At 61.9% G+C, this 26,508-nt stretch carries 24 protein-coding genes and 2 pseudogenes; 3 read left to right on the forward strand and 23 right to left on the reverse strand.

Features of this window, described 5'->3' with window-relative positions; genetic code table 11:
* Positions 1-59: 59 nt before the first annotated feature.
* The 15 genes and pseudogenes from AB8B33_RS31410 to AB8B33_RS31480 all read right to left on the reverse strand — a co-directional run bounded on the left by AB8B33_RS31410 (position 60) and on the right by AB8B33_RS31480 (position 15,352).
* Positions 60-890 (reverse strand): DMT family transporter, encoded by an 831-nt coding sequence (locus AB8B33_RS31410; RefSeq protein ID WP_113320755.1) that lies wholly within the window; start codon positions 888-890, stop codon positions 60-62.
* A complete protein-coding gene (locus tag AB8B33_RS31415) occupies positions 887-1,468 on the reverse strand; it encodes a TetR/AcrR family transcriptional regulator (RefSeq protein ID WP_439018357.1) in 582 nt (193 codons plus the stop codon). The genes AB8B33_RS31410 and AB8B33_RS31415 overlap by 4 nt, the downstream gene beginning before the upstream one ends.
* A gap of 208 nt (positions 1,469-1,676) precedes the next feature.
* Positions 1,677-2,141, reverse strand: a pseudogene (locus tag AB8B33_RS31420) (SDR family oxidoreductase); the annotation flags it as partial.
* Positions 2,142-2,333: 192 nt separating this feature from the next.
* Positions 2,334-2,597 (reverse strand): hypothetical protein, encoded by a 264-nt coding sequence (locus AB8B33_RS31425; protein ID WP_439018358.1) that lies wholly within the window; start codon positions 2,595-2,597, stop codon positions 2,334-2,336.
* A gap of 562 nt (positions 2,598-3,159) precedes the next feature.
* The gene (locus AB8B33_RS31430; protein ID WP_439018359.1) at positions 3,160-4,101 is read right to left on the reverse strand and encodes a hypothetical protein; all 942 of its coding nucleotides are present in this window, start codon (positions 4,099-4,101) and stop codon (positions 3,160-3,162) included.
* Entirely contained in the window at positions 4,095-5,249 is a 1,155-nt protein-coding gene (locus AB8B33_RS31435) for a hypothetical protein (protein ID WP_439018360.1), read from the reverse strand. Before AB8B33_RS31435 ends, AB8B33_RS31430 begins: the two co-directional genes overlap by 7 nt.
* On the reverse strand, positions 5,249-6,079 hold the full coding sequence (locus tag AB8B33_RS31440) for a hypothetical protein (RefSeq protein WP_439018361.1): 831 nt from the start codon (positions 6,077-6,079) through the stop codon (positions 5,249-5,251). The genes AB8B33_RS31435 and AB8B33_RS31440 overlap by 1 nt, the downstream gene beginning before the upstream one ends.
* A complete protein-coding gene (locus AB8B33_RS31445; RefSeq protein ID WP_439018362.1) occupies positions 6,057-7,505 on the reverse strand; it encodes a hypothetical protein in 1,449 nt (482 codons plus the stop codon). Before AB8B33_RS31445 ends, AB8B33_RS31440 begins: the two co-directional genes overlap by 23 nt.
* A 642-nt stretch (positions 7,506-8,147) precedes the next feature.
* On the reverse strand, positions 8,148-8,891 hold the full coding sequence (locus AB8B33_RS31450; protein ID WP_439018363.1) for a glycerophosphodiester phosphodiesterase family protein: 744 nt from the start codon (positions 8,889-8,891) through the stop codon (positions 8,148-8,150).
* A gap of 33 nt (positions 8,892-8,924) precedes the next feature.
* Positions 8,925-9,803 (reverse strand): ABC transporter permease, encoded by an 879-nt coding sequence (locus tag AB8B33_RS31455; protein WP_439018364.1) that lies wholly within the window; start codon positions 9,801-9,803, stop codon positions 8,925-8,927.
* Between the two features lie 11 nt (positions 9,804-9,814).
* On the reverse strand, positions 9,815-10,744 hold the full coding sequence (locus AB8B33_RS31460) for an ABC transporter permease (protein WP_113320742.1): 930 nt from the start codon (positions 10,742-10,744) through the stop codon (positions 9,815-9,817).
* 11 nt (positions 10,745-10,755) lie between these two features.
* The gene (locus AB8B33_RS31465) at positions 10,756-11,739 is read right to left on the reverse strand and encodes an ABC transporter ATP-binding protein (protein WP_439018365.1); all 984 of its coding nucleotides are present in this window, start codon (positions 11,737-11,739) and stop codon (positions 10,756-10,758) included.
* Positions 11,736-12,752 carry an ABC transporter ATP-binding protein gene (locus tag AB8B33_RS31470; protein ID WP_439018366.1) on the reverse strand — a complete coding sequence of 339 codons (1,017 nt, stop codon included), beginning with the start codon at positions 12,750-12,752 and terminating at the stop codon, positions 11,736-11,738. Before AB8B33_RS31470 ends, AB8B33_RS31465 begins: the two co-directional genes overlap by 4 nt.
* 82 nt (positions 12,753-12,834) lie before the next feature.
* Positions 12,835-14,469 carry an ABC transporter substrate-binding protein gene (locus tag AB8B33_RS31475; protein ID WP_439018367.1) on the reverse strand — a complete coding sequence of 545 codons (1,635 nt, stop codon included), beginning with the start codon at positions 14,467-14,469 and terminating at the stop codon, positions 12,835-12,837.
* Between the two features lie 169 nt (positions 14,470-14,638).
* Positions 14,639-15,352 carry an HAD family hydrolase gene (locus AB8B33_RS31480; RefSeq protein WP_439018368.1) on the reverse strand — a complete coding sequence of 238 codons (714 nt, stop codon included), beginning with the start codon at positions 15,350-15,352 and terminating at the stop codon, positions 14,639-14,641.
* 74 nt (positions 15,353-15,426) lie between these two features.
* Here AB8B33_RS31480 and AB8B33_RS31485 point away from each other — a divergent pair, with 74 nt between their 5' ends.
* From AB8B33_RS31485 to AB8B33_RS31495, 3 genes are all read left to right on the forward strand, one after another.
* Positions 15,427-16,365, forward strand: coding sequence for a sugar-binding transcriptional regulator (locus tag AB8B33_RS31485; protein ID WP_439018369.1), 939 nt, complete (start codon positions 15,427-15,429; stop codon positions 16,363-16,365).
* A gap of 484 nt (positions 16,366-16,849) precedes the next feature.
* Positions 16,850-17,896, forward strand: coding sequence for a catalase family peroxidase (locus AB8B33_RS31490; protein WP_439018370.1), 1,047 nt, complete (start codon positions 16,850-16,852; stop codon positions 17,894-17,896).
* Positions 17,893-18,432, forward strand: a complete 540-nt coding sequence (locus AB8B33_RS31495; RefSeq protein ID WP_439018371.1) for a cytochrome b — start codon at positions 17,893-17,895, stop codon at positions 18,430-18,432. Before AB8B33_RS31490 ends, AB8B33_RS31495 begins: the two co-directional genes overlap by 4 nt.
* A 150-nt stretch (positions 18,433-18,582) precedes the next feature.
* Here the strand turns inward: AB8B33_RS31495 and AB8B33_RS31500 are convergent.
* From AB8B33_RS31500 to AB8B33_RS31535, 8 genes and pseudogenes are all read right to left on the reverse strand, one after another.
* A pseudogene (locus AB8B33_RS31500) lies at positions 18,583-18,807 on the reverse strand (RES domain-containing protein); the annotation flags it as partial.
* A 282-nt stretch (positions 18,808-19,089) separates the two neighbouring features.
* Positions 19,090-19,974 carry an intradiol ring-cleavage dioxygenase gene (locus AB8B33_RS31505; RefSeq protein ID WP_439018372.1) on the reverse strand — a complete coding sequence of 295 codons (885 nt, stop codon included), beginning with the start codon at positions 19,972-19,974 and terminating at the stop codon, positions 19,090-19,092.
* Positions 19,975-19,981: 7 nt separating this feature from the next.
* Positions 19,982-21,736 carry an FAD-dependent oxidoreductase gene (locus tag AB8B33_RS31510; protein WP_439018373.1) on the reverse strand — a complete coding sequence of 585 codons (1,755 nt, stop codon included), beginning with the start codon at positions 21,734-21,736 and terminating at the stop codon, positions 19,982-19,984.
* Entirely contained in the window at positions 21,729-22,844 is a 1,116-nt protein-coding gene (locus tag AB8B33_RS31515) for a branched-chain amino acid ABC transporter permease (RefSeq protein WP_439018374.1), read from the reverse strand. Before AB8B33_RS31515 ends, AB8B33_RS31510 begins: the two co-directional genes overlap by 8 nt.
* A gap of 9 nt (positions 22,845-22,853) precedes the next feature.
* Positions 22,854-23,717 (reverse strand): branched-chain amino acid ABC transporter permease, encoded by an 864-nt coding sequence (locus AB8B33_RS31520; RefSeq protein ID WP_439018375.1) that lies wholly within the window; start codon positions 23,715-23,717, stop codon positions 22,854-22,856.
* Positions 23,704-24,426: a branched-chain amino acid ABC transporter ATP-binding protein gene (locus AB8B33_RS31525; RefSeq protein ID WP_113320730.1), complete on the reverse strand. Its 723-nt coding sequence runs from the start codon at positions 24,424-24,426 to the stop codon at positions 23,704-23,706. Before AB8B33_RS31525 ends, AB8B33_RS31520 begins: the two co-directional genes overlap by 14 nt.
* Positions 24,426-25,145, reverse strand: a complete 720-nt coding sequence (locus AB8B33_RS31530) for an ABC transporter ATP-binding protein (RefSeq protein ID WP_113320729.1) — start codon at positions 25,143-25,145, stop codon at positions 24,426-24,428. Before AB8B33_RS31530 ends, AB8B33_RS31525 begins: the two co-directional genes overlap by 1 nt.
* Positions 25,146-25,196: 51 nt before the next feature.
* On the reverse strand, positions 25,197-26,477 hold the full coding sequence (locus AB8B33_RS31535) for an ABC transporter substrate-binding protein (RefSeq protein ID WP_439018376.1): 1,281 nt from the start codon (positions 26,475-26,477) through the stop codon (positions 25,197-25,199).
* Positions 26,478-26,508 lie beyond the last annotated feature (31 nt).

Here is a 26,508-nt window from a genome sequence, read left to right on the forward strand (position 1 = left end):
TTGGCGAAAAATGCCAGCGAGGCGGGCTGGCGAGAGGTTTGGGATTTTCGCGGCAGGGTTCAACTCCCGAGCAGGATCGCCCCTGCCGTAACAATAATGCAGGCGAGAATGCGCCGAGCGGTCAAGATTTCGCCAAGGAATAGCCAGCCGATCAAAACGGCGAATACAACGCTTGTTTCCCGTAGCGCCGTGATTGGGCCGGCCGGTCCGATTGAGAAGGCGGCAATCACCACACCGTAGGCGATCATTGCAACCAAGCCACCTCCGAGAGCCTTCCATGTGTCCGGCGCTCGAAAATCGACCCGAAGCCGCCGACGCATACCGATAAACGCAACAGGCAGGAACGTGCCGTAGAGGACGAGCACCCAGGCAGTATATGCGCCGCTCTGGCCGGCCAGTCGTACGCCGATGGAGTCGACCGTTGCGTAGGCGGCGATGATCGCTCCTGTCGCCAAAGCGAACAGGATAGACGAAGTGGAGGATCTGCCCTTGCCAAAGGATAGGCTCATGATCCCGAGGGCAATGAGAATGACACCTGCAATCTGGAAAGGGTCCAGGTGGTCGCCAGCGATGACGAACCCGCCGAGCGTCACGAGAAGCGGCACCGTTCCGCGAACGATCGGATAGACCTGCCCCAGTTCCCCATAACGATAGGCCGCGACGAGGAAGACGCTATAGCCGACCTGGAGGAGGGCAGAGAGGAAGATATAGGACCATGCGGCCGACGGCGGCAGCGGATAAATGAACAGGAATGGAAGCGCGACAACCGTGCTCGCAAAGCTCATGACGGTGACGGTCCAGAGCCGGTCGCCGCCGCTGCGCAGGAAGGCGTTCCATGTGGCGTGAAGGATCGCCGCGAAAAGCGCCAGGCCGATGACGGCGGCGCTCATTGCCGCGTCCTCGTCGCCAGCAGTTCGGCGGCGACGTTCCGGGCATTGTCGATCGCCTCTTTCCCCTGGCCCATCTGAGCGAGCATCGTTGCCCCCTCGATCAGCATGAACAGGATCCTGGCGATATGCGGCGCCCGACCCTCCTCCATCGACGGCGCCAGGATGTCCCGAATGCGGGCCTGAAGATCGCGCTTCTGGCGCATGACGGCCTCGAATACCGCATGATCCCGCTCGCCGAACTCCGCGAGCGCATGCTGAAACAGGCATCCGTGAAAATCCGGACTGTCGAACCAGCGTTCATGCCAATCGAAAACCGCCATGATCTTCTCATCTGGCGTCATTGCGGTTTCCGAAAGCCGGTCGAGCTGGCGTTTGAACCGATCCGTCCGCCAGTTCAGAACCTCGACAATCAGGCCGCCCTTGCTGGGAAAATGCCGATACATGGTCATCTTGGCGACCTCCGCCTCGGCAATGATCCGGTCTATGCCGGTGGCGTGGAAGCCGTCGCGCTTGAACAGGGTATAGGCAGTTTCAATGATGTGCTGACGTTTCTCGATGGCAATGGCGCGGCGTGGCATCGCGAAAATCCAAGTGAGACAGACCCGTCTCACTCATATGTCAATTAACAGCTTTGGTCAATGAGCGTCGGAATATCGGGATGGCAGCAGCGCCTTCAGCATCGGCAGCAGATGCTTGAAATGGGCGTGACGCGGATCGAGATCGGACCAAGTGGATAGGATGCCGATCAGCGGCTTGCCGGCCCAATCGCCAGTGTCTTATTGGCTTTCACAGACATGCCGACATGCCTCCATCCACGTAAAGTATGTGACCATTGACATAACTTGAGGCGCCCGAGGCAAGAAAAATACAGGCGCCCGTCAGTTCCTCCAGTCTGCCCCAGCGGCCGGCCGGCGTGCGCCGCCCGATCCAGCTCGAAAACTCGGTATCGGCCACGAGCGCTGCGTTGAGCGGCGTATCGAAATATCCGGGGGCGATGGCATTGACTGCCAGCCCATGGCGGGCCCAGTCGGTCGCCATGCCTTTGGTGAGATTGCCGAGCGCGCCCTTGCTTGCGGTATAGGGCGCAATTCCGGGCCGGGCGAGCGCGGTCTGGATCGAAGCGGTGTTGATGATCTTGCCGCGCCCGCGTGCGATCATGTGGCGTGCGACGGCCTGGCCGACGTTGAAGGCGCCGGAGACATTCGTTCGCATCAGCAGTTCGAACATGTCGGGCTCGAACTCCTCCAGCGGCCCTTTGCGCCACCACAAGAGTTGGACCGCTTTTTTGGAATGATGCGAGAGCCTGCGGCAAATGGCAGCACCCTCCTTCTCAATGAATCTCATCCCGTACAACGCAAGCTGTTCTGGCCAGAAGGCCCACACCACTACCAAGCCTTCGTGGAGCGTGAGCGCAGTGTCGCTGCACTAAGCGCCAGACAGCTTTCATGCTAGATTGGCGTTCCGGAAATCCACCACGTCGAGCGAAACAGCCATGGCCGCAGCAAACAAATCGTCCCAAGCGGGAGCGCCACAGAAACGTCGCCACAAATTCCATCCCAAGCGAGACCCGAAGCCACAGGTACTCGCCCAGGCCAATCGCACGGTTTTACGGATGGTTTCCGTGGTGGTAGTTGCTTTTCTCGTCGTCATCGCCGTCCAGGCGCTGTGGTAGAGCGAATGACGCTGGCCCGGAGCGGCCATGGTCAACGGAAATTTCCTGGTCTCGGAGCCTCCCGATATGTCCGTAAGGTAGGCGCTTGCGACAACATGGCGTCGAGTTTGGTTCGCACGGGCGGCTCTCTTAAAGAGCTGTGACTTGAAACGGACAGTCGCCCAACCTCCGGCCCGTCTCCCCTCAACCTGCTCAGACAAGAGTGCCGCCCTCATCCGATCGCTTTCGCTAATTCGGTGTTGCAGTTTCGCACTCGACTCCCGTGGTACTCAATGGTTCAATTTCCGCTGCTGAGAGGGAGTAGGCAGCGATGTATTACGAGTGGAGCGAGGCGAAGGCACGCAGGCGGTACCTGATCAAGTTCGCGTCCGTATGGTTGGCTGCTATTGCGCTGGGATTTCTCCCGGTTTGGTGGTTGGTGCAGGAGACCACGTTCTAAGCCGCTAACGATATAAACGGTGGCGCTATATCCTGAATGGCACGTTCAGCGACCAGACCCGCCCGTCCCGCGGTGCTATCGGACGGGCTAGCAACAGGCTTCCGTTGGAGCCACTATGGTCACTCACCATACGTGCAAGCTGCTAGCTGCGCTCCCGGTCAGGGCTGCAGGGACTCGGCCCGACGCCTGATCCTGATCTCGATGCGGCGACGTTCCTTGACGTCTCCCGCCTGCCCGCTGGTGAGCGTATCACCCGGAATAACCAGCTGGGCAGCTGACATCGGCAACACGGTCACGTCCTTCAGCTTCGGATTTTCCTTCAGAATATTCGCAACCGCGATCGCCCGCGCGAGTCCAAGCCCGGCATTATCGGCAGGCTGGAGGAAATCGACAGGTAACTGGCCGTCGATGACGCCGATCGACGCATTGTCGAGATTGGATGTGCTTCTGGCAACGCGCTGCTCGTCCGTGTGTCCGATCACCTCGACCACGTCGACCTGGTAACGCTCGAGGTTGTCGGCAATCTGGTCCGCGATCGAGGTCTCAAGCTTGTCCTCGAATTCCCGCGTCAACGCGGCGCTGCCTGACGTGAAGTAATATCCGCCGGCTTCGGAGAGGCTAATGATAGGCGGCCATTCATGGGGTTTGATGTCCCCGTGCAGCAGTTGCGCGAGCTGGTCCGGAGCTTTGTCGAGTGGGATGTTGTTCGCTGCCAGTACCTTTGCGACCGCCGCCAGCTTGGCCAGATCAGCGGGGCTGGCGTCGTTCATTTTCAACCTGTCGATGATCTGCCGGGCAGAGACCAGCTCGCGCCATTCGCTCTCGAATTTCGCGCGATCGGTCGCCGACATGTTCGAGCCGACTTTCGACTGCACCTCTACGAGCTGGGCGGATAGTTCCTTATTCTGCTGTTCCAGTTGCGCGAGCCGCTGCTCGGCGTCCATCCGTTGTTTCCGCTCGGCCGTGATCATGGCGGCGGCAACCAGCAGCAGGCAGAACACCAGCAGAAGCATGGATTCCGCCATCGTCAGCCCGAGGATGAGGCCCCGGTTATAGCCCTTGTGCTCCAGCCTTGGGCTTCCGCTTGCCTGGGTCACCATCTGAACAACCGCCGTTTCGGCTCGTCTAGTGCCGGGCTGGTCTCCGTCTTCTCACCATCCAGGACAACCGGTTCGGCATCCACCGTCGTACTCTCGCTCGCCCCGACCACCTCGACAACGTCTGCCGTTTTCAAAGAGATGGACGATGGCGGATTTTCCCTGTCACGCTCAAGCGCTTCCGCGATGCGATCCAGCTTATTGTCTATACTGGTCAGGGGCTTCAATGCATCATCCACCTTGGCGGACTGCGAGCGTGTTTCCGCGATCCCCTCCTCCATCCGCCTGAGATGGGCAGCGGTCATATCCTTGATCGCGTCGATTGTCGGTGTCAGCTCGAAACGGATGACATCCTCGGGTGGCCTGATCTCTCCGAGACGGGTACCGACGCCCTCCACGGCGACACCGAACTTGTCGATGATCGTCGAGAGCTTATCCGTCGTCTCACTCAGTTTGCGGGTAGCTTCCGCTGCTTGATCTGTCACCGACCTGTTGTGGTCCTCGATGATCGATGAAAGCTTGGTCGCGGCCTCCTGGATCGGGATAATGGCCTCCTTGGAGATCGCCTCGATGACCTTGCGGATTTCCTCGCCGTTCTTTTCCGCCTGACGACCGATCTCCTCAAAGCCCTCCGTCAGCATCTGATTGCTGACCCTGCGGTAGTTCGCGAACTCGCGAGCGGACGTGTCCAGCTCGGTTCGGACCCGCCGCGTCATCTCCGCGAGCTCGTGGCGGGCGCTGCGTTCGATGTCGATCGGGTCCCGGCGCATCTGGTTGAAGAGGATGCGTAGCGTCACGCCCGCGATTGTCGATGTCACCGCGATACCGAAGTTCCGGACGATTGTCTCGATCGAAGTCTCCCCGGCGAACAGGTAGAGGGATACACCAAGGCTCGAGAGCGTAAACAGGAACCCCATGTAATAGAGGTTGTCGCCCGCCTGCTCATTGTGCAGCCGGAAGCCAGCCAGCGCTATCGACGCCAGGAAGTAGATCGCCATTAGCACCAGGGGCACTGCCGTCACAACAAATGTCGACCAGGCGGCGAGCTTCGCCGACCAGATGAAGATCATTCCCCCGATCGTCACCGCCGCGAACAGCACGATAGGAGCCCAGTCCCGAAACGCAGTTCTTCCCGTGTCGTTTGATGCCATCACTCCAGTCCCTCCAGACGGGTGAAACCAGCGAACTCGCCGTTATTCTTCTCTACCCAGGATTTCCAGAACGCAGCCAAGTCCTCCATCTTGAACTTCTGGCCCGGCCGCTGGAAAGCTAGGACTTTGACCTGCACCCCATCCAAAGACGTCCGGAATTTCTCCCGTGCAGGACTGCTTTCGAATTTGGCGATCGAAACGCCGTCGCGATAGCTGGAAAACGCCGCAGTATGTTCGACCATATCCGAGGCAACATACAAGGTCTTCGGAATACCTGCAGGCAAGGGCTGGAAGGCTTCGAGGTTTATGCGCTGGATACCCGCCATGATCGGCGAGAATTCACCCGAAGCGCCAGACCCGAGTTTGCCCGCGATTTCATCCAGGGGCTTCTGGAAACCCTTCTCCCAGCGTTGCTGCACCAGCTTCGGATTGCTGGTCCACTCGTTGGCCAGATCGCCGCTGCCCGGATTGCAGCCGTGGAAGGTTCTTTCAAGCTCACCTTCCTTCTCGGTCAGCGCATAGACGTCGATCGCTCCGTTGACCGGAACGCCGGAAACCAAGCGCTGGAACTGGTTCTCGAGGTCAAGCGATGTCGTGCCCGAAATCGGGTCAGTGACATCGAGCAGGATGGCCGTCTCGCTGGTCGGACCCGTCGTCGGGCATAGAGATGCCTTATCGAGCGAAACACTGGACATCGCCTGGTACTTGAGCCAACCAAAGGCTCCGATCATGGCAAGCGCGACTGCCGAAAGTGCAATCGTCGCCACCACAGCGCCCGTCGAAAAGCCGCCTTTTCTGGAACGACTGCTACGCCGCCTGTTCCGCGCCAACGCCTGCCTCCGGGAATAGATTGTCCAGTCTGTGGTACTGCTCGACGGCCATCTCGAACGCGGAACCGATCTTTCTGATCTGATCGCTGAGTTCTGCTTGGGCGACCTGGATGCGTTCGGACAGAAGGCGATCGTCCCATTCCTCGCTCGTTTTCAGGACGGGCGTTATTCGCTCCAGCTTGTACGCGCTCGTAAAATATTGAGGCTCCGGCTCTGTTCTCGCAGCCCGGTTCGCCTCGCGGTAGGCCGTGAGAACAGCATTTGCCGTGCGCTCGAGATGGCTCTGGTACTCCGCGAAAAGTCCCGTGCTCCGCGCACGATGGGCGATGATGGCAGCAGATTCCTGGCGGCGCGAGCTCAAATCCCTGACGATCTCTTCGATCTTGTCGTTGTGGTCGTCGCGAATCTTACGAAGGTTGTCGATCAGGTCCAGCTTCCCGGAAATGTAATTTTGCCGCGCATCGTCCAGACGGCGCTGGACGCCGGCAAAACCCGGATACGGATCGGTCAACATGCAGCCGTCGATAAATGCCAGGATCGAGAAGAAAATCCCGATGGCGAAAAGCATCCAGGAATTCAACTCGGTCAAACCGAGCGGATTCTCTTGTATTCGTCTGATAACCTCGGTCCCCGCCCCTTCCAGAATGGTGGCCGACACCTCGCGATAATGGGCTAGAGCAAGGTTCACGGCCAGCGCAACGACAATATAGGCTGCAAGGCCAAGCAATCCCCCGAGCTTCAGTAGCCATGACCGGTGGACGAGATTTCGAACGCAGAAGAAGGCGAACAACAGCGCAGCGCCGATATTGAGCACCGCGAAGACTACCGCTTCGGTGATGCCGCCAATGATGCCCTGTTCGCTGCCCTTGGCCAGGAAGTTGCCGTTCATGACGATCTCGATGAGCACCAGGACGACGAGCAACGCGATCTTGACGCTTGTTGCTCCGGCGCTCGGTACCTTCGCCGCCCGATCCAGCCGATGCTGCCTCTTGAAAGACGTCATCTCGTCTTCGGCGATCTTGAGATCGCGGCGCAAGCCATGGAGTTCGTCGACGCCGCTTGCGATCTCGGCCTTGAAATCGGAAAGACTGGACGCGTTCGCCTGCCGGATGAGCCCGAACTGCCCCTCGAAATCGAGATTGCGAAGCCGTCCGTCGAAGGTCTGGAATTGATCCTCCAGCACTTGATAGGCCGATGCCTTTTCCTGCTCGATGCGGCCGACGATACGCTGCTCGACCTCGTCCAGCGACTGTGCCGACGGTGCGGGACGGTTAGCCTTTCCGTTTTCAGCACCCTTCTCCCGGACTTCCAGCGTCTGGACCAGTTTGTCCGTATCGAGTGACGCGAAAATCTCCGTGGATGCGCGGAAGTCGTGACTGGATTCGCGAACACTGGTCCAGAGCTTGTTTAGTGCTTCAAACGGCAATGCGTCCTCATCGGAAACATGGTTGCGGAAATCCTAACTTGTAATGCGTAGCTCAGAGGTTGTGATCGGTCCAGCAGCTGCGTCAACGAGCGGAATTTAATCGCTCACCACGGTTAATCTGTGTCGGCAAGAACATCCTTCCAGGCGGCGGATAAAACGGTTCCGGCCCGGCGACCGGACTACCTAAAGCTGTGGATGCGGACGCCAATCCACCAAAAAAGTCCGACTCTCCGATCGGCTTGAGGGTGCAATGGCGAGAATGTCATAATCGCGGGCATTCCATCGGAAGTTGATATGGCGCGAAAACGCCGGCACAAGACGACATCGAAATCGACTCCGGCAGTTATCTTCGCGGTGTTGGTCTTCGGCGTTATTGTATCCCACTCTGGACGCAGGGAACCGCCGCTCGAGCCAGTAGCTCCACTGGCCGTATGAAGCCGAGATTGATACGGCCTGCCTCGATACGGCGGATGCGTCATCGGTGGTGCCGCTTTCGATATGTGGACGAAAGCTGGCCGTCGACCATTTCGCATGATGTCCAAGCCGACCAGCCGAAAGCACAGCGCCATGACCGCGTCATTGATCCAATGGCACAGGCTTAGCGGGCCGTTCCCCGCTAGGGCGAAGTGGCAAAGCCATAGCTCACGCAGCAATGCCGGCGCGCAGTTTCAGCGCCAGATCCGGGCTGTCCGAGGTCAGGCTGCCGATGCCGCGCTCCAGCCAGTGGCGGATGCCGGGCTCGTCGTTGACGGTCCAGACACAGAGGCGGTCGAGCGGCAGCCGGCCGCGGATCAAGTCCCATTCGGCTTCCATCAGCTCGTGATGAATGGCAACGATCTCCACCAGCCCGTCCAGGCGGTCGATGAAGGCGGCGAGCCCGCCCTGCTTGTCGGCCCAGGCGGCGTTGACGGAGACGAGGCGGGAAACATCAGGCGCGTGAAGACGGCACTCCTCCAGTACCGACGGATCGAAGGAGGTCAGGTAGGAACGTTCGCCGACACCGAAGCGAAAAAGCTCGGCTGCGACGCGCGCGGCAATGTCAGGATAAGGCGTACCGGTCTCGTCGATCTTGATCTCGACATGTAGGTCGATGCCCTTGTTGACGGCAAGCACGTCGAGCACATCGGCGAGCATCGGAATGGCCTCGTCCGTGCCTCTCAACCTGACGGACTTGCGGGCTTCCACCGACAGGTCCTGCACCGGGCCAACACCTTCGGCGGTGCGTTCCAGCGTCGCGTCGTGGATGACGACGAGTTCGCCCGAGCGCGTCAGGTGCACGTCGAATTCGATGGCGTCGACCCCGAGCGCGGTCGCGTTGCGGAAGCCGGCGAGCGAGTTTTCGGGCCAGAGGTTGCGGGCACCGCGGTGGCCGGTGATAAGCGTCATGAAATATCCTTCAACCTGTTGATTTCATAAGCATTAGCGGATCGTCGGGTCGAGCTTGTCGCGCAGCCAGTCGCCGACGAGCGAGATCGAAAGCGTCGTCAGCATGATGACGGCGGCGGGCGCCAGCATGATCCAGGGTGCGCGCGTCAGATATTCACGCCCGAAGCCCACCATGTTGCCGAGGCTGGTTTCTGGCGGCTGCACGCCGAGGCCAAGGAAGGAGAGCCCGCTTTCCATCAGGATGATTTCCGGGAAAGTGAGGGTCATGGAAACGATCAGCGTCGAGGCGACGTTCGGCAGGATATGATGCAGGTAGACGCGCGAAGGTGTGGCACCAAGCTGCACCACCGCCGCCGCATAACCCTGCGCGCCGGCGGCAATGGCGAGGCCGCGGGCGATGCGCGCATAGCGCTCCCAGCCGTAGAAACCCATGAGGCAGACGAGCAGCAGCATCGAGGAGCCGAAGAAGGCGAGAACCGCGAGCGACATGATGAGGAAGGGAAGTGCCGCCTGGAAATCGGCGAGCATCAGGACCAGATGCTCCACAAAGCCGCGCAGCTGCGCCGCTAGGAACCCGAGCAGCGTGCCGAAGAGTGCCGACAGGATCGTCGCGCCGAAGGCGATGACGAGCGAGACGCGGATCGACTGGATGAGGCGCGAAAGCACGTCGCGGCCGAGTTCGTCCGTGCCAAGCAGATGCTTGAGCCCGCCCGGCGCCGAAAGCCGGCTGCTGAGATCCATGGCCGTGATGTTGAACGGGCGGATGGTATCGGCGAAAATGGCCGTCAGCACCATTGCCGCAAGCCACAGCAGGCCGAACGCCACCGAGAGCGGCACGTTGCGGCGCAGGAAGGAGACGAGACGGTTCGGCTTTCCGGAAGCCGGCGTACCGGGGAGATCGACAGTTGCCATCGGCTTTCTCCTCAATGTCCGGCCGCGTGCGAGCGAAGCCGCGGATCGAGCCAACCGTAGAGCAGGTCGACAACGAGGTTCGACAGGACCATGACGGCGGCGATGATCAGCAGGATGCATTGAACGACGGCGAGGTCGCGATTGCTGACGGAGACCACCAGCAGGCGGCCGATGCCGGGCCAGGAAAAGATCGATTCCACGACGACCGCGCCTGCTATCAGCGAGCCGACCATGAAGCCGACGATCGTGACGATCGGCACCGCCGCATTGGGCAATGCGTGGTTCCAGACCACGTCGCGCCATGTCAGCCCCTTGGCCGAGGCGGTGCGGATATAGGGCTGGCCCATCACCTCGATCATGGCACTGCGCGAAAAGCGGGCGAGGATGCCGATGCCGCCGATGCTCATGGTCAGCGTCGGCAGAATGCCGTGCACCCAGGTATCCTGCCCGCCCGAGGGCAGCCAGCCGAGGATGACCGAGAAGAGCAGCACGAGCAGCAGTCCCATCACGAAGGAGGGAATGGTGAAGCCGAGGACGGCTAGCAGGATGACACCGCGATCGGAGAAGCTTTGCCGGTGCAGCGCCGCGTAGACGCCGGCCGGAATGCCGAAGACGAGCTTCAGGATGAGGGCCGGCACCGTCAGCTGCAGTGTCGCCGGCACACGTTCCAGCACCAGCTGGATTGCGGATGCCTTGTCACGCATCGAGACGCCGAAATCACCGGTGAAGATCGACTTGATATAGGCGAGATATTGGATCCAGAGCGGCTGGTCGAGGCCCCATGCCTTGCGGAAGGCATCGACCGCCTCCCGCGGCACGTCAGGCCCGAGCATCACCATGGCGGGATCGCCCGACATGCGCAGGACCACGAAGGCGAAGGTGACGACCGCCATGATGGTCACCATCGCACGGAACAGGCGGACGAGAACAAAACGGATCATGGAACCCTCCCCTATGCCGCCACCGGCGTGGTCTCGCCCGCCACGACATGGCAGGCGGCGGTGCGGTACTCGCCGATCCCTTGGAGCTGCGGCACGACGGAACGGCAGATGTCGCGGGCCAGCGGACAGCGCGGATGGAAGGCGCAACCAGAGGGGCGCTTGGCCGGGTTCGGCGGCTCGCCCCGCAGGATGACGCGGCCTTCTAGCGGCTTGCCGGGAATGGGCACGCTGGATACCAGCGCCTTCGTGTAGGGATGCTGCGGGGCGCGGAAGATGACGTCGGAAGAAGCCTCCTCGACGATGCGGCCGAGATACATGACCGCGACACGGTCGGCGATGTTGCGCACCACCTTCAGGTCGTGGCTGATGAAGACCATGGCAATGCCGTTCTTTTCCTGCAGGTCGCGCATCATGTTGACGACCTGCGCCTGGATGGAGACGTCGAGCGCCGAAACCGGCTCGTCGCAGACGAGCAGTTTTGGCCGCGAAGCCAGCGCCCGGGCGATCACGGCGCGCTGGCGCTGGCCGCCCGAAAGTTCGTGGGGATAGCGGTCGGCCTGGTCATCGCGTAGGCCGACGGCCCGCATCAGTTCCGTCACGCGCGACCCCTGATGCTCCCTAGGAATGAGCTTGTGGATATCAAGCGGCTCGGCGATCTGCTTCGCAATCGTTACGCGGCGGTCGAGCGCTGCGAGCGGGTCCTGGAAGACGAGCTGCATCTTGGCACGCAGTGCCCGCCATTCCGCGGTATGGCGCGCCGGCATCGGCTGCCCCTGGAAGCGCACACTTCCTTGCTGTGCGTCATCTATGCCAAGCAGCATGCGGCCAAGCGTCGATTTGCCGGAGCCGGATTCGCCGACGATCCCGAGTGTTTCGCCGGGCATGACCGAGAGCGAAACGCCGTCGACGGCGCGCACCGGCGTCGGGCGGCCGAAGAGGCCGCGACGGATCTGATAAATGCGGACGAGATCGTGGACTTCGACGAGCGGCGTCATTGCAGCAGGCCTTCGGCGATACGGGACGACCGGGTCTCGACGGCACCCGCGACGGGCACCGGGCGCGTGCAGGCGAGCTTGCGGCCGCCATCGAGGGAAACGAGCGGCGGGCGCTCGCTGCGACAGGACTCGACGGCGCGCGGACAGCGCGGCGAGAAGGAACAGCCCTCCGGCAGATGTTTGGGATTGGGAACGGTGCCAGGAATGGGGATCAGCCGTTCGCGGCCGCCGTCGAGGCGCGGAATGGCATCGAACAGGCCGCGCGTATAGGGGTGGCGCGGCTCGGAGAAGAGCTGTTCGACACTACCCTCCTCCACGATGCGTCCGGCATACATGACGCAGACGCGCTCGCAGACCTGGCTGACTGCGCCGAGATCATGGCTGATGAAAACGGTCGCCATGCCGGTTTCGGCACGCAGGCGGATCAAGAGATCGAGGATCTGCGCCTGGATCGTCGCATCGAGCGCGGTGGTCGGTTCGTCGGCAATCAGAAGATCGGGCTGACCGGCCAGCGCCATGGCGATCATCAGGCGCTGGCACTGGCCGCCGGAAAACTCGTGCGGATAGAGATCGAAGCGGCGGCGCGAATCGGGAATGCCGACCATGTCGATCAGCCGCAGCGCCTCGGCCTTTGCCGCCCCGCCGCCGAGCCCACGATGGACCCACAGCGCTTCCGCGATCTGCCGGCCGATGCGCAGCACCGGGTTGAGCGAGCTGGACGGATCCTGGAAGATCATGGCTATGCGGCTGCCGCGCACGCTTTCGAGCACCGTGCGCGATCCGCCGATGAGTTCGCGGCCTTCGATTTGCACCGAGCCGGAAACGCCCGCCTTGCCGGGCAGCAGGCCGAGGGCCGCAAGCCACGTGACCGACTTGCCGCAGCCGGATTCGCCGACGAGGCCGAGCGCCTCGCCCCTGGCGACATCGAGATCGATGCCGTGGAGAACCTGCACGCCGTCGAAGGCGACCCTCAGGTCACGCAGTTCCACGAGATTGGAGCCGGTCGAGCCCATCTTTCATCCCCGCTCTTCGTTTGCATCAAAAACAGGATCTCCGGCAGCCCTTCAGCCGCCGGAGACCGGAGTGACGGACCGATCAGATCGACCAGTTGGTGGCGCGGAAGTCCATGGCGAAGGCCGGAGCGGCCTTCCACTTCAGCGACGACTTCATGCCGGTGAAGACGGCATTCTGATGCAGGACCTGATAGACCGGGTCTTCGCGCTCGGCGATTTCCAGCATGCGGGCGATGGCCTTCTTGCGCTGCGCCCGGTCGGTGGAGGTTTCCATGACGACGGCGAGCTTGTTCATCTCTGCGTTCGTCCAGTCCTTCTTCTGCTGCACTTCGCCGTTCGGGCCGAATTGCACGACCATCGGCGTGATCGGGTCGTTGATCGAGTTGCCAGCCGACCAGTCGCGCACGCCCTTGATGCCCTGGGGATCGTGGATCTGCGCCCAGTTCTCCTTCATCTCGATCTCGACGTTGAGGCCGACCTGTTTCCACATCTCGACCATGATCTGGCCGTTGGCCGTCTGGTTCGTGTAGTAGTTGTTGAGCAGGCGGTAGGGGATCGCATCGCCCTTGTAATTGGCCTGCTTCAGAAGGTCCTTGGCGAGATTGGGATCGTAGGCCGGGGGCGCCCAGCCATCGATGAACATGTCGCTGTTGCGGAAGGATTCGAACTGCAGGCCGGCCGGGATGACCGTCTTGCCGGCCCAGAGCGCATCGACGATCGCCTGGCGGTCGATGGCATGGGTCATCGCACGGCGAACCAGCGGGTTGGCGAGGATCTCGTTCTGGGTGTTGAAGACCGAAATGCGGTGGTTCCAGATCGTCGAGTTCTGGATCTCGTAGCCCGGAGCGGCCTGAACGGCGGCGATCTGATCCGGCGGCAGGTCGCAGGCGAAGTCGTATTCGCCAGACAAGAGGCCGTTGACGCGCGAGGCGACTTCCGGAACTTCCACGAAGCGGATCTGCTCGAGCGGCGGGCGGCCGCCCCAATATTCGTCGAAGGCGACGAGGGTCAGCGAAACGTCCGGCTTGTATTCGCCGACCATGTAAGGACCCGTCGTGATCGGCTTGCGCGACCATTCGGTGAAGCTCGCGGCCTCATCCCAGGCGCGGCGGTTGGTGATCTGGCTGCCGCCGGAATAGAGGCGCCCTTCCAGCGTCACGTCGGGCGTCGTGTTGTGCAGGCGCACGGTGTACTTGTCGACGATCTCGATGCCGGCGAGCGCCGGCCACAGGCGACGTCCGACGCCGGGAACGGTTGCCGGCAGTTCCTTGGCGGTCGCAGGCTTGTGGTCAGCTTCGAAAATGGTCTTGCCACCGGCGGGCTCCGTGTTGCCGAACACGCGTTCCTTGGAGAAGGAGAAGGCGACGTCCTCGCCGGTCATTTCATCGCCGTTGTGGAACTTGACGCCCTGGCGCAGCTTCAGCTCGAGCGTCTTGTCGTCGATACGCTTCCACTCGGTGGCAAGACCCGGAACCGGACCCTGATTGCCCATCCAGTCACGCAGGATCAGGCCTTCCCAGAGGTTGGGGAAGAAGATGCGCTCGCCGACGTTGGACTGCTCGTGATAGACGTCGAGCGAGTTGTTGTTGGTGATCTTCTGCACCGCGATGGTGATGGACGGGCGCTTGCCCTGGCTGAAAGCGAGGCGCGGCAGAACGAGCGTGCCGGCGGTGGCGCCGATAAGGCTGAGCGCGCCGCGTCGATTGATCGAAATCATCGGAAACTCCTTGTGTCTTGACCGACGAGCCCCCGCTCGTGGTCTGTGTTGTTAAAATCAGCTAGATGTCGCCGCATTGACGGCTTCATGAATTTTTCAATAAAGGCGCCCGTCGCGGATGCCGCGAAGAGCCGTTCCAGCGCGTGAGGCAGGGCCCCGCGCGACGAGATCAGCCGGCGACAGGAACCACCGGTTTGCTTGCAGGCGAAGCGGCGGTTCCCGCCGAAAACGCTTCGAGCGCGCGCGCCAGTTCACCCGCTCCCTCCACCGTTTGCAGAGCGCCTGCCGCCTTCAGCGCCGCGTGCCGTCCGCTGCGCGGATCGGCCGGATCGACGAAGCCGATCGCCGCCATGCCGGCCGCCACGGCACCCGTAATCCCGAGCGCGCTGTCGTCGATGACAAGGCAGCGGTGCGGCGCCACGTCGAGACTTTCGGAGCAGAGAAGGAAAAGGTCAGGCGCAGGCTTGGGCCTCGCCACCATCTCGGCGCTGTAGATATGCGGTGCAAATTCCGTCCACAGATCCAGAAGACCGAGGCTGCGGCGCAGCCTCTCCATGTCGCTGTTGGACGCGACGCATTTGCGCTGCTTCACCTTCCGCACCAGCTCTTCCATGCCGGCCATCGGCCGCAGCGAACGGGAAAACTCCGCGTAGAGCGCGCTTTTGGCATCGGCGAAGACACGATCCGGATCGGCAAGGCCGAGTTCCTCGCGACAGAGGCGGCCGGCCGCCTCCCTCGAAAGACCGGTGAAGCGACGGTGAACCTCAGCGTGGCCCAAGGGAACGCCGGCGCGCTGCAGGGCCTGCGCCAGCGTGCCGCTCGCCACCGGCTCGCTGTCGATCAATACGCCGTCGCAATCGAAGATCAGAAGTTCTATCGTCATGCAGACGGCATTACGTTACATATGTTACACCAATGTGAAATATGTAACGCCGAGGCGTTTCGGGATGGGGATTGATGGAATCGCATGAACTGAAAATTCGGGCGGCCTGGCTCTATCACGTGGAGGGGCTGACGCAGGCACAGATCGCCGAGCGCATGTACCTCACCCGTCGCCGGGTGAACGAGTTCCTGGCCGCAGCCCTTGAGGAAGGCATCGTCAGGGTGAGCTTCGCCTCGCCGCTTGCCGCCGGCATGGAGCTGGAATCGCGCCTGCAGGGACGTTTCGGCCTGGAGGCGGCAGTCGTCGTGCCCACCCCTGCCGATCCGCAGCTTCTGCACCAGGCGCTCGGCCGCGGCGCGGCCGCCTATCTCGACCGGCTGATCCAGGCCCGCAAGCCCCGCTCCATCGGGGTCGGCTGGGGCGCGACGCTGCGCGAGACCGTCACCAACATGACGCCGGCAAGCGAGCCCGGGATCGAGCTGCGCTCGATGATGGGCGGGCTGACACGCGGCTCGGAGATTAACACGTTCGAGATCGTGCGAGCCTTCGCGCAGGTCCTGAAGGCGCAATGCCACTATTTCGCGGCACCGATCTATGCCGAGAGCCCGCAATCGCGCGAGGCGATCATCACGCAATCGGTCTTCGAGCGCATTTTCCGCCAGACCTGCGAAGTGGATATTTCCTACCTGAGCGTCGGCGACGTGACCAGGCAATCCCTGCAGGTGCGCTACGGCCTGCCGGCCGGAACCGACGTCGGTGACCTCATCGCCGTCGGCGCCGTCGGCGACCTGCTCGGCCGCTATATCGATGCCGAGGGCCGCCCCGTCGCCCACCCGCTGAACGCACAGGTGCTAGCCCCCGACCTCACCGACTACCGCAAGATCCCCTGCCGCATCGTCGCCTCGGGCGGCATCCACAAACACGCCATCCTCACCGCCACCGTACGCGCCGGACTCGCAACCGCGCTGATCACGGATGAGGAGAGCGCAAGAGCGTTGCTGGCGGGCGGATGAGGTGAGGTGCGTGCCTGCGTAATGGGAGGCGACCGGCGGGCGCGCAGGGTTTGAGCATGGTAGGTGGAATGTGGGACGTGTGCCCTTCCACCCCTTCGGCCGCACGTCCCCGAATGTTGGCGCCAATGCCACCAACCGAAAGGCGCTACGGAGCGAATAATGTCCGCCTTGAGCTGTGGCGGCAGCAGCGAGATACACCGGTATACGGGACAAATCTCGATCTCCAAGGGGTTCGAAAGGCATTGTCGGAAGCCAGTCCGACGCGAAAGCCCGAATGGTTTACCGAAGATGCACCGCAATCTTGATGCAAACCCTTGGCACGCCGGCCGAGCTCCTGGACTGTTCGCGGCGAGGGTTTGACCTGGCAGCTCGACGGTGGCATCTTCCCTGTGCGCCCTGCGCATAGAACCCGGCTACTTCTCATTGTGTACTGAAATCGAAGCCCCCGCACCGCGTTGAAACTGGCACGAAGGGAGAGTCTTGGATGCCTGGCCCGCAGCGTTCCGCCCTAGGATCCCTCGTATTGATAGCGGCCGTCGTAGGTTTCGGCGTCGGCGCGTTTGCCTACACTGCTGGATGGCTCAGCCCTGACCGCCTTACGTCGACGAAGCTCGTAAATGCGTTGGCGCCTCCTGGCGGACCCGCTCTCGGACATCGGAGAAACCACGCAAAGGGCGTCTGCTTCACTGGCACATTCGAAGCGAACGGGAACGGTAGTGCGATTTCACGGGCGTCAATGCTTGCCGCCGGACAGTACCCCGTCCTTGGCCGCTTCAACCTCGCAACGCCGGACCCGAATGCTGCCGATCCGACAGTTAGAGTTCGGGGCATTGGCGTGCAGATCGCAGCGCCCGACGGCAACGTCTGGCGGATGGCTCTGATCGATCCGCCTGTTTTTGCGGTCTCCACGCCACAAGGTTTCTACGACTTGCTTAATGCGTCTGCGAGCAAGGATCCGGAAGCGATGAAAGGCTTTGTGGCAGCGCATCCAGAATTCGCTGCGTTCGGCGAGTGGGCGACCACGGCTCCCTGGACGGCCAGCTACGCCGAGGTGGCGTTCAACAGCCTCAATGCATTCATGTTCAAGGATGGGTCGGGCGCAGAGCACGCCGTTCGTTGGTCTTTGCGTCCGGAGGCGCAGGCCGCGCCGATCACGGCCGAAGACTTCGCCAAGCTCGGCGCCAATCATCTCGAGCAAGATATAACCGAACGCGTTGCGAGGTCGCCTCAGCGTTGGACGCTCGTGCTGACGGTGGCCGATCCCTCCGATCCAATATCAGATCCTACCAAGGCCTGGCCGACGGGGCGGCGTACTGTCGAAGCTGGAACTCTGGTCGTGCAGAAAATAGAGCCGGAGGCGGACGGCCCATGCCGTGACATCAATTTCGACCCGACCATCCTGCCTGACGGAATCAAGGTTTCCGATGATCCGTTCCCCGCGGCCCGCTCGGCAGCCTATGCCAAATCCTATGATCTGCGGACATCGGAAGCGAGCAGTTATCCTCGAACAGGAGCGAGCGCGAAGCCATGACGGACGGCATCAAGACACGATTCTCCACCATCCAGCGCTTGTTGCACTGGCTGATGGCGATAGGCATCCTGGCAATGCTCTTCATCGGCGTCGGAATGGTTTCCACCATCGGACGTGAGTATGTGCCGCTCTTGCTGACGCACAAGACGCTAGGGATCGCCATTCTTGTCCTCGCCCTGGTTCGCCTCGTGATTCGCTTCATATCCGGCGCTCCACCGTTGCCCGCAGACCTTCCGGAACCGATGAAGCTTGCCGCCCATCTGTCCCACGTAGGTTTGTACGTGCTGATGATAGGGATGCCTTTGATCGGGTGGGCGATGTTGTCCGCCGCCGCTTACCCAGTCGTGCTCTATGGCGGCATAAGGCTCCCCCCGATACTGCCGCAGAGCGACACCCTGCACGCACTCCTCTGGAGCGCGCATTACTATCTTGCCTTCGCGTTCTTCGCTCTTGTGTTGATGCATCTTGCGGCGGCGCTTTTCCACGGGCTCGTCCGTCGCGATGGGGTCCTCGAGACTATGCTGCCTGGCAGATAACGGTGGTGTTCGTGGAAAGCTTATCGTCACCGCCAGGCCTTCAACCGAGGCAGCGCTGAGTGTGAGGGTGCCTTCGGCTACGGCGTCTACCGCCGGTACCTGGATGAACCGCCTCACAGCTGATCGCCAACGCAATCGTGCGTTGAACTTCTAGGGTGCCAAGCCGACTCCATAGGGGGCACCCACTCGCCAAAACCAGTCCTGATCGAGATCGAGTTCACGGGACACCTCTCCAATGGCGGACTCAGCCCGGTTGAAGATCGCGTAGCAGAGTTCGGTATCGTCATGGCGAGCATGATAGGCAATTCCGTCAGGGCTCACCGGATGATCGATCAATGCCTTTGCCCAAGCCTGTGGAGCGTCGTAGGGAAGACCCGAATGAGGGACTTCCGCCGTCGCTGCCGGGCCAGTGCGGCTTCTTTCCCGCCGAAGCTAAGGTTGGCTATCCCCATCACCAGTTAGATCACGGCCGGACACAAAGATTACGCGCGGACGTGGGATTTCCGCAACTCAACGCCCGTCTCGGGCAGCAAGGACGGCGCGGAGCGTAGACTGGGGGTGTCGTCGTTGCGGACTCTGAAGTACGAGCGGCCGCTCAATTTGGTCTATGGAACGCTTTTGACCAAATTGCCGCGACCGGTGCGGACCTGCCCCAACCTAAGACTTAACTGGTGCGAGCACGAAATCGTGCTCGACCTGCCAGAATTTTCCCTCGAAGCCGAGCTCTCTGGCTCGAGCGGGATCCTCGGTCAGCTTGAAGTCGGCAAGAAGGCTCTCCTTCACGCCAAACACCGCGTCCGAATGGATGTAGGGATCGTCGGGATCAAAGATATGCGTGACAAGTGTTTCGAACCCTCCCGCCTTGATGATGTAATGCAGATGCGCCGGCCTGAAAGGGTGTCGGCCGAGCGCACCCAACATCTGCCCGACAGGCCCGTCATCAGGGATCGGATAATATTTGGGCTTGACCGCGCGGAACCAATAGTGCCCGTCCTTTCCCGTTCGGAATACGCCGCGCAGGTTGAAATCCGGCTGGATACCTTGCTGCTGCACGTCATAGAAGCCTTCGTCATTGGCCTGCCAGACATCGAGGACGGCATTGGCGATCGGCTTACCATCGGTATCCAGGATGCGGCCACTGATGACCATATCCTCGCCCTTGTGGTCCAGGCAGATATTGGCACCCATCGGCAATTCCGGGGCATCGGCGACGTGGAACGGTCCGAGTACCGTGCTCTCCGAGGCCCCGGTGGGTTTGCGATTGTTGATCGCATCGACGAGCATCGAAACGCCTAGCACATCCGACAGCAGGATGAATTCCTGCCGCCAGTCGGTACAGGTGTGGCCGGTGCGCGTGAGGAACAGGATCGCATCCATCCATTCCTCCTGCGTCGGTTCCAGTTCCTTCACCGCCTCGTGGAGCTTGCGGGTGACGACCTCGATGATCACTTTCAACCGCGCGCTCTTTGCCCCGCCATTGCGGCTGGTGACGACGTCGACGGAATTTTCTTCGGTGAAATAACCGTTTTCTTCAGCACCCATGACGACCTCAGCGATCCAGGATTATTTTCAGGACGTGGCTCAGTTCGGCTTCCGGCTCTAAGACCGCCGCATGCGAGCGCCAGGCGACATGATGGTCGGGACGAACGAGCAAGGCGCCGGAATCACTGATCTCGCGAGCACGCGCCCAGTCTCCCGTCAGATCCTGCCAGGCCTGCCGGGGACCGATCTTATGGACGGCGATCGGCACGCCGAACTCTTTCGACAGCGCCTTTGCCGCTGAAACCCAGCCGTCGCCGCCGATTCCGGTCAGGATCGTGAAAAGGCCATGACCGGTGAGATCGAGGCTGGAAACCTTTTCGCCCTGCGTCCCGAACAGCCAGACATGCGGCAGCCTCGCACCGGGCCATGTCGTCGGCTGGCAATGAAGTTCGGCGTCCTTTTCGAAGGCAGGCTCCGGTTGGCCGTCCTTGACGACTGCCATCGATGCATAGCGATGGTTCATTTCGACACCATGGGCGTCGAATTCATAGACCTTGTAGGCAATGGCATCGCGGATGGCGGCGCGCTGGCGCTCGGCGGCCTCGCCGTCATCGCAACGCGCGTCCATGTTCTGCTGCATCTTCACCGGATCGACTGAGTCGAGCAGGCCAAGCGCCTTGAAGATCGGGCCAAATTCCTCGATCGACTTGTTGGCGCGGGTGACGATCTGTTTGGCGATAGGCGCGCGCTCGGCCTGATAGCTGTCGAGAAGACCCATTCCCGCCTGCCCTCTGATCACCATGGCAAGCTTCCAGGCGAGGTTGAACCCGTCCTGGATCGAAGTGTTGGAACCGAGGCCGTTCGATGGCGGGTGTCGGTGCACAGCGTCGCCCATGCAGAAGACCCGGCCGCTCGACAGGGTCGTCGCATACATATTGTTGACCGTCCAGGTGGAGACCGACTTGATCTTCGGCTCAAGCTCGGGAACGCCGACCAGTTCGCGCACGACCTTGGTGGCAAGGGCGCTGTCGACGGCAGGCGCCGGCTGGTTAATGTCGTAGCCCCAGACGATCAGCCACTCGTTCCACGGCCGCACCATGCGCACGAGGCCCATGCCGATGCCGCCGACGTCGGCACCCGGCTGCAGCACCCAGTAAAGCACGGAGGGGCGATGGGCGACATAGCGCGACAGATCCGCCTCGAAGAGAATGTTCATCGAGCCGGCGACGCCCATCCGGCCCTCGAAGGACAGGCCGGCATGTTCGGCCACCTTCGAATTGCCGCCGTCCGCGCCGACGAGGAATTTCGAGCGGATCGTCACTTCCTTCCCCATCAGGCGATCGAGGCATGTCGTCGTGACACCGTCAGCGTCCTGGACGTGGCTCAGATATTCGGTCGACATGCGCGACTGGGCGCCGCGCGAACAGGCCGTCTTGAAGAGGAGCGGCTCCATATAGGTCTGCGGCAGGTCGTTCATCCGCCCCGGCGAGGACAGTATATGTTCGGCGCGCGACAGCGGATGATTGCCCCAGCTCTGCATGCGGCCGATTTCCTCGCCGGCGACCGCCGTGCAGAAGACGTTTTGCCCCATCAGGTCCTGTTCGGTCGCAAACAGATAGGCCTCGTCCTCGACATCCCGGCCGAGATCGCGCAGAACCTCCATCGTGCGCTGGTTGGTGATATGCGCGCGCGGCGTATTGGCGAGCCAGCGATAGCGATTGATCACGAGCGGCTCCAGACCGTAGCTCGCCAGCAATGCGGCAGTCGCCGAGCCCGCAGGTCCCGTTCCTATGATCAAGACGTCGGTGGTGATATCAGCCATTCGGCCCTCCCTTTTCATCTGGTAGAACAGGTCCGCCCCTGAGCAGGCGGCGAACCGGAAAGAGTTCCCAACCGGTGCGGTCGGATATCAGCCCCCAGAGCCCCCGGGGCGCAAACAGCATGGTGACGATGGCAAGCGCCCCGAGCGCCAGAAGGTACCAGGAGCCGTAGGCCGAAAAGGCGTTCTGCAGGAAAAAGAAGACCAGCACGCCAAGGATCGGCCCTTCGATCGTGCCTATCCCACCGATGACCGTGATGAAGATGACATAGGCCGTCCAGTCGGTCAGCGAGAAGGCGGCATCAGGCGATATCCGCCCCTTCTGGAGATAGATGAGCGCGCCGATGGTGCCGGTAATGAAGGCCGTGAGCAGGTAGATCATCGTCTTCAGCCGGCGTGCATCGACGCCGAGTGCACGCGCAGCCGTCTCGTTGTCGCGCACCGCCGCAAGCCCGAGACCCTGGCGGCTGCGCAACAGCTTGTAGACGGTCGCAATCGTTGCGGCCGCGACGATCAGCGCAAGCCAGAAGGACAGGGCATCGGCTGCCGCGGCAGCCCGCATGCCGAACCAGTCTTCAAGCAGCGAGATGCCCAGCATGTCGCGGGTCGCATCCCGCGGCAGCGACGTGCCGGTACCACCGCCGAGCGCCTTCCATTGGGCAAGCAGCAGTCGTCCGACTTCGGCGATAACCCAGGTGCCGATCGCAAAATACGGGCCGTAGAGGCGAAAGGCGAAGAAAGCGGTCGGCAGGGCAATCACCATGGCGGCGACGCCCGCAAGCGGGATGGCGACGATCGGATCGAGCCCGGCCAGAATGACGAGGCCGAAGAGAGCATAGGCGCCGCAGCCGACAAAGAGTTGCTGGCCGACCGAAATCAGCCCCGCATAGCCGGCAAGCAGGTTCCAGCTCTGCGCCAGGGTCAACATCGTCAGGATGAAGAACAGGTCCTGCACCACGCCGCGTGGCAGGAAAAGCGGTGCTGCCGCAAGGCCGGCGAGCACAACCAGGCAGACCAGTGAAAAGATCTGGGACAGCCGCGTGCCTGTTTCGATCCTCCAATCCGGGGATGCTTGACTATCGGTTGTCATGGTTTCCAAACCCGTGGTCATGGCGCGGCCTCAATCGACAGCGCGCGGAAAGAGGCCGCGCGGCCGCAGGAGCAGAACGATCAGGAAGGCGATATGCCCGGCAAGGATCTGCCATTCCGGATTGATGGCGGCACCGATCGTCTGCGCAAGTCCGAGGATGACGCCGCCGGCAAGCGTGCCCCAGAGTGATCCAAGACCGCCGATGATCACAGCCTCGAAAGCATAGATCAGTCGCGCGGGCCCGGCGGTCGGATCGAAATTTGCCCGCATGCCGAGATAGAGCGCGGCAACGGTCACGATCATCATCGCCAGTCCCGTGGCGATGGCAAAGATCGAGTTCGGACGGATACCCATCAGGCCGGCGGTGATCACATCGTCCGACGTGGCGCGGAAGGCGCGCCCGAGGGCCGTGCGATAGACGAGCTGGTTCAAAGCGACGACGACCACGACCGCCGAGCCGAAGGTCAGAAGCGGCATCAGTCCGGCATTGATGCCGCCCACCTGCACCGAGGCAGTCTCAAGCGATCCGGCGGAAATCCTTCTGCTGTCGGCAGTGAAGACCTCCAGAAGACCATTCTGGATGACGATGGACAGGCCGAATGTCACAAGCAGTGGCGGCAAGACATCCTTGCCAAGCGTGCGATTGAGAAGGTGGTACTGCAGCAGCCAGCCGATCGCAAACATCAAGGGCGCTGCGATCAGCGCCGCAATGAATGGATCGAGCCCGAGCGACGAAACGAGAAGCAGAATCAAAAATGCTGCCAGCACGATGAGGTCGCCATGGGCAAGATTGACAAGCCGCATGATGCCGAACACCAGACTGAGGCCGGCCGCAAACAGGGCATAGAGCCCGCCGAGCAACACGCCCTGAAGAAGCGTATCAAGCCAGTTCATTGCTCTCCGCTCCAAAATAGGCTGCGTGGATGTCGGCCCGATCGAGGTCGGCCGGGCGCCCGCTCAGGGTGATCCGTCCCTCCATCATGCAATAGACGCGATCGGCGACCTTCAGGGCCTGGGCGATATCCTGCTCGACGACGACGATCGCCATGCCGGATGCGCGAATGCGGCTGAAGGCTGCGTAGATATCCTTGATGACGACGGGCGCCAGACCGAGGCTGAGCTCATCGCAGAGCAAGATCTCCGGGTTCGACATCAGGGCACGGCCGATTGCCACCATCTGTTGTTGGCCGCCCGAAAGCGCAGTCGCCGGATTGCTGCGCCTTTCTTTCAGGATCGGAAACAGCGCGTAGACGCTTTGCAGCGACCAGGGGCCGGATCGCTTGCAGCCGTAGCTGCCGACCTGCAGATTTTCTTCCACCGTCAGCGAGGCAAAGAGCTTGCGCCCTTCCGGCACGAGAGCAATGCCGCGGCGCACGATATCGAAAGCAGGCATCGCACCAATCGCCTCGCCCTCATGCAGGACCATATCCGCCCGGTTGGCAATCACACCCGCGACCGAGCGCATCAGCGTCGACTTGCCGGCCCCGTTGGCGCCGATGACGGCAATCGTCTCGCCGGCATCGAGATCAATGTCGATGCCGAAAACGGCCTGGAAGTCGCCGTAAAAGGCCGTCAGGCCGCGGGTTTCAAGAAGGCTTGCCATCAGACCTCCATGCCGAGATAGATAGCGCGCACCTCGTCCGAGGCCATGATCGCCTCCGGTGCACCGATGCCGACGACACGCCCGAAATTGAGGACCAGGATGCGCTCGGCGACAGCGGTCAGCGCGTGCAGCACATGCTCGATCCAGATGATGGTCATGCCGCGCTGGTGAATGCGCCTGATCGTCGCCACCAACTGCCGGCACTCGCCCTCCGTCAGGCCACCGGCGATTTCGTCGAGGAGCAGGAGCTTCGGCCGGGTCGCAAGCGCGCGGGCAAGCTCCAGCCGCTTGCGCTCCAAAAGGGTCAGCGATGCCGCCTGTCTGTTGGCCTTGGCGATCAGGCCGGTCTCGACCAGGATGTCGGCGCAGAAACCGGCGACATCGGCTTCGCTCGCCCGGGTGCCGAAAGCGCCTGCGACGAGCAGGTTTTCATAGACGGTCAGACGCTCGAAGGGCTGCGGGATCTGGAAGGTGCGGCCCATGCCGGCAAGGCAGCGCTGCATCGGCGGCGTATGAGTAACGTCCCGGCCGTCAAAGCGGATTGCCCCGCCCGCAACGGACAGATTGCCGTTGATCAGGTTGAAGAGCGTGGACTTGCCGGCACCGTTCGGCCCGATGACGCCGAGCGCTTCGGCCGGCTCGACCGAAAAGCGGATATCCTCGGCAACGACGAGCGCGCCGAAGGATTTCGAGACAGCATTGAGTTCCAGGATGGGCATCGGCCAATCTCCGCAAAGATCCGCCCGGCCGCAAAGCCGGGCGGATGTGCCTTACGCCAGCGCTTCGAGCTTGCCGCCGAGCGGCACGTTCGGTGCAAGGCCGTTTTCGACGACGATGAGATCGTAACCACCGCCCGATTTCAGCCGCCACTGACCGCCGACCAGCGGCGTCTTGGCGACGTTCTTCTGGGCGAAGGGCGGAAGCTTCTCATTGCCCCAGGCAATCGGTCCGACAAGCGTGTCGAGCTTGGTCTCGCCGATCGCTTTTGCTACGGCATCACCGTCACTGACATCGCCGGCACGCTTCATGACATCGACCGCAAGCTCCAACAGTGCATGGGCAAAGCCGATCGGCTGCGTCCAGGGACGGCCGGTGGATTTCGTAAAGGCATCCGCGACGGCAGCCGTCGTCTCGCCCGTCAGTGACGATTTGAACGGATGGCTCGGTGTCCACCAGACTTCCGTCGACAGATTGTGGCCGGCATTTCCGAGCGCCTCAACCGTCTGCGGAAAGAGCAGCGCCTTGCCGATCGAGGCGATCTTTGGCTTCAGGCCCTGCTGCTTGGCCTGGTTCCAAAAGGTGGTGAGATCCGGCGGGATCATCACGCCGGTCAGAATATCCGTGCCGGCCTGCTTGAAGGCGTTGATCTGCGCGGAGAAATCGTCCGTCAGGTTCTGATAGCGACCCGTGTCCGTCAGCCCATAGCCGAGCTTTTCAAGCACCGGCGGGAAGCCGACGACCTTGTCGCCCCAGGCATTGCCATCCCCGTCATTCGGAAAGAGCCCGCCGATCTTCTTGTTGGTTTCGATCTGTCCCCACATGCCGGTGAAGACAGCAATGATATCCTCCAGGCCCCAGAAGAAATGATAGGCATAGTCGAAGGACTTCCAGGAAGCAGGATCGCCCGGATTGCCCTGCTGGCCGATGAACCAGGGCTGCCAGGGCGCGACCGTGGAAATGCAGGGCATGCCCTCGCCTTCGCAGGTCGTCGAGACCGGATTGGTCGTCTCCGGCGTCGAGGAAACCAGCATCAGGTTGATCTGATCATCGACGATCAGCTCCTTGGCGACCTCGGCAGCGCGGTTGGGGTTGGATTGGCTGTCCTTGACCACGACCTCATAGTTGAGGCCGAGCTTCTTGGTCGTCGCCAGGAAGGCATCGATGACGAACTTATCGGCCTCTCCGAAGGCTGCAAGCGGACCGGTCTGGGGGCTGACATAGCCAAGCTTGATTGCCGCCGTCTGACCGATTGCCGGCGCGGCAAGGCTGGATGCGGCAAGCGCGGCTCCGCCGGCTGCCGTCGTCTTCAGAAAATTGCGTCTCGTAAACATATGTCCTCCCATTGTCCTCTCCTCCCAAAGA

The sequence above is a fragment of the Rhizobium sp. 768_B6_N1_8 genome (assembly GCF_051811225.1).
Classification (GTDB): Bacteria; Pseudomonadota; Alphaproteobacteria; order Rhizobiales; family Rhizobiaceae; genus Rhizobium.

Coding starts and splice junctions, on each gene's coding strand:
- AB8B33_RS31410 (WP_113320755.1), bottom strand. CDS start 890: ATGAGCGCCGCCGTCATCGGCCTGGCGCTTTTCGCGGCGATCCTTCAC.
- AB8B33_RS31480 (WP_439018368.1), bottom strand. CDS start 15,352: ATGACGATAGAACTTCTGATCTTCGATTGCGACGGCGTATTGATCGAC.
- AB8B33_RS31415 (WP_439018357.1), bottom strand. CDS start 1,468: ATGCCACGCCGCGCCATTGCCATCGAGAAACGTCAGCACATCATTGAA.
- AB8B33_RS31465 (WP_439018365.1), bottom strand. CDS start 11,739: ATGACGCCGCTCGTCGAAGTCCACGATCTCGTCCGCATTTATCAGATC.
- AB8B33_RS31475 (WP_439018367.1), bottom strand. CDS start 14,469: ATGATTTCGATCAATCGACGCGGCGCGCTCAGCCTTATCGGCGCCACC.
- AB8B33_RS31430 (WP_439018359.1), bottom strand. CDS start 4,101: ATGGTGACCCAGGCAAGCGGAAGCCCAAGGCTGGAGCACAAGGGCTAT.
- AB8B33_RS31470 (WP_439018366.1), bottom strand. CDS start 12,752: ATGGGCTCGACCGGCTCCAATCTCGTGGAACTGCGTGACCTGAGGGTC.
- AB8B33_RS31435 (WP_439018360.1), bottom strand. CDS start 5,249: ATGGCATCAAACGACACGGGAAGAACTGCGTTTCGGGACTGGGCTCCT.
- AB8B33_RS31485 (WP_439018369.1), top strand. CDS start 15,427: ATGGAATCGCATGAACTGAAAATTCGGGCGGCCTGGCTCTATCACGTG.
- AB8B33_RS31515 (WP_439018374.1), bottom strand. CDS start 22,844: ATGACCACGGGTTTGGAAACCATGACAACCGATAGTCAAGCATCCCCG.
- AB8B33_RS31520 (WP_439018375.1), bottom strand. CDS start 23,717: ATGAACTGGCTTGATACGCTTCTTCAGGGCGTGTTGCTCGGCGGGCTC.
- AB8B33_RS31505 (WP_439018372.1), bottom strand. CDS start 19,974: ATGGGTGCTGAAGAAAACGGTTATTTCACCGAAGAAAATTCCGTCGAC.
- AB8B33_RS31450 (WP_439018363.1), bottom strand. CDS start 8,891: ATGACGCTTATCACCGGCCACCGCGGTGCCCGCAACCTCTGGCCCGAA.
- AB8B33_RS31510 (WP_439018373.1), bottom strand. CDS start 21,736: ATGGCTGATATCACCACCGACGTCTTGATCATAGGAACGGGACCTGCG.
- AB8B33_RS31530 (WP_113320729.1), bottom strand. CDS start 25,145: ATGCCCATCCTGGAACTCAATGCTGTCTCGAAATCCTTCGGCGCGCTC.
- AB8B33_RS31495 (WP_439018371.1), top strand. CDS start 17,893: ATGACGGACGGCATCAAGACACGATTCTCCACCATCCAGCGCTTGTTG.
- AB8B33_RS31455 (WP_439018364.1), bottom strand. CDS start 9,803: ATGGCAACTGTCGATCTCCCCGGTACGCCGGCTTCCGGAAAGCCGAAC.
- AB8B33_RS31525 (WP_113320730.1), bottom strand. CDS start 24,426: ATGGCAAGCCTTCTTGAAACCCGCGGCCTGACGGCCTTTTACGGCGAC.
- AB8B33_RS31460 (WP_113320742.1), bottom strand. CDS start 10,744: ATGATCCGTTTTGTTCTCGTCCGCCTGTTCCGTGCGATGGTGACCATC.
- AB8B33_RS31535 (WP_439018376.1), bottom strand. CDS start 26,477: ATGTTTACGAGACGCAATTTTCTGAAGACGACGGCAGCCGGCGGAGCC.
- AB8B33_RS31490 (WP_439018370.1), top strand. CDS start 16,850: ATGCCTGGCCCGCAGCGTTCCGCCCTAGGATCCCTCGTATTGATAGCG.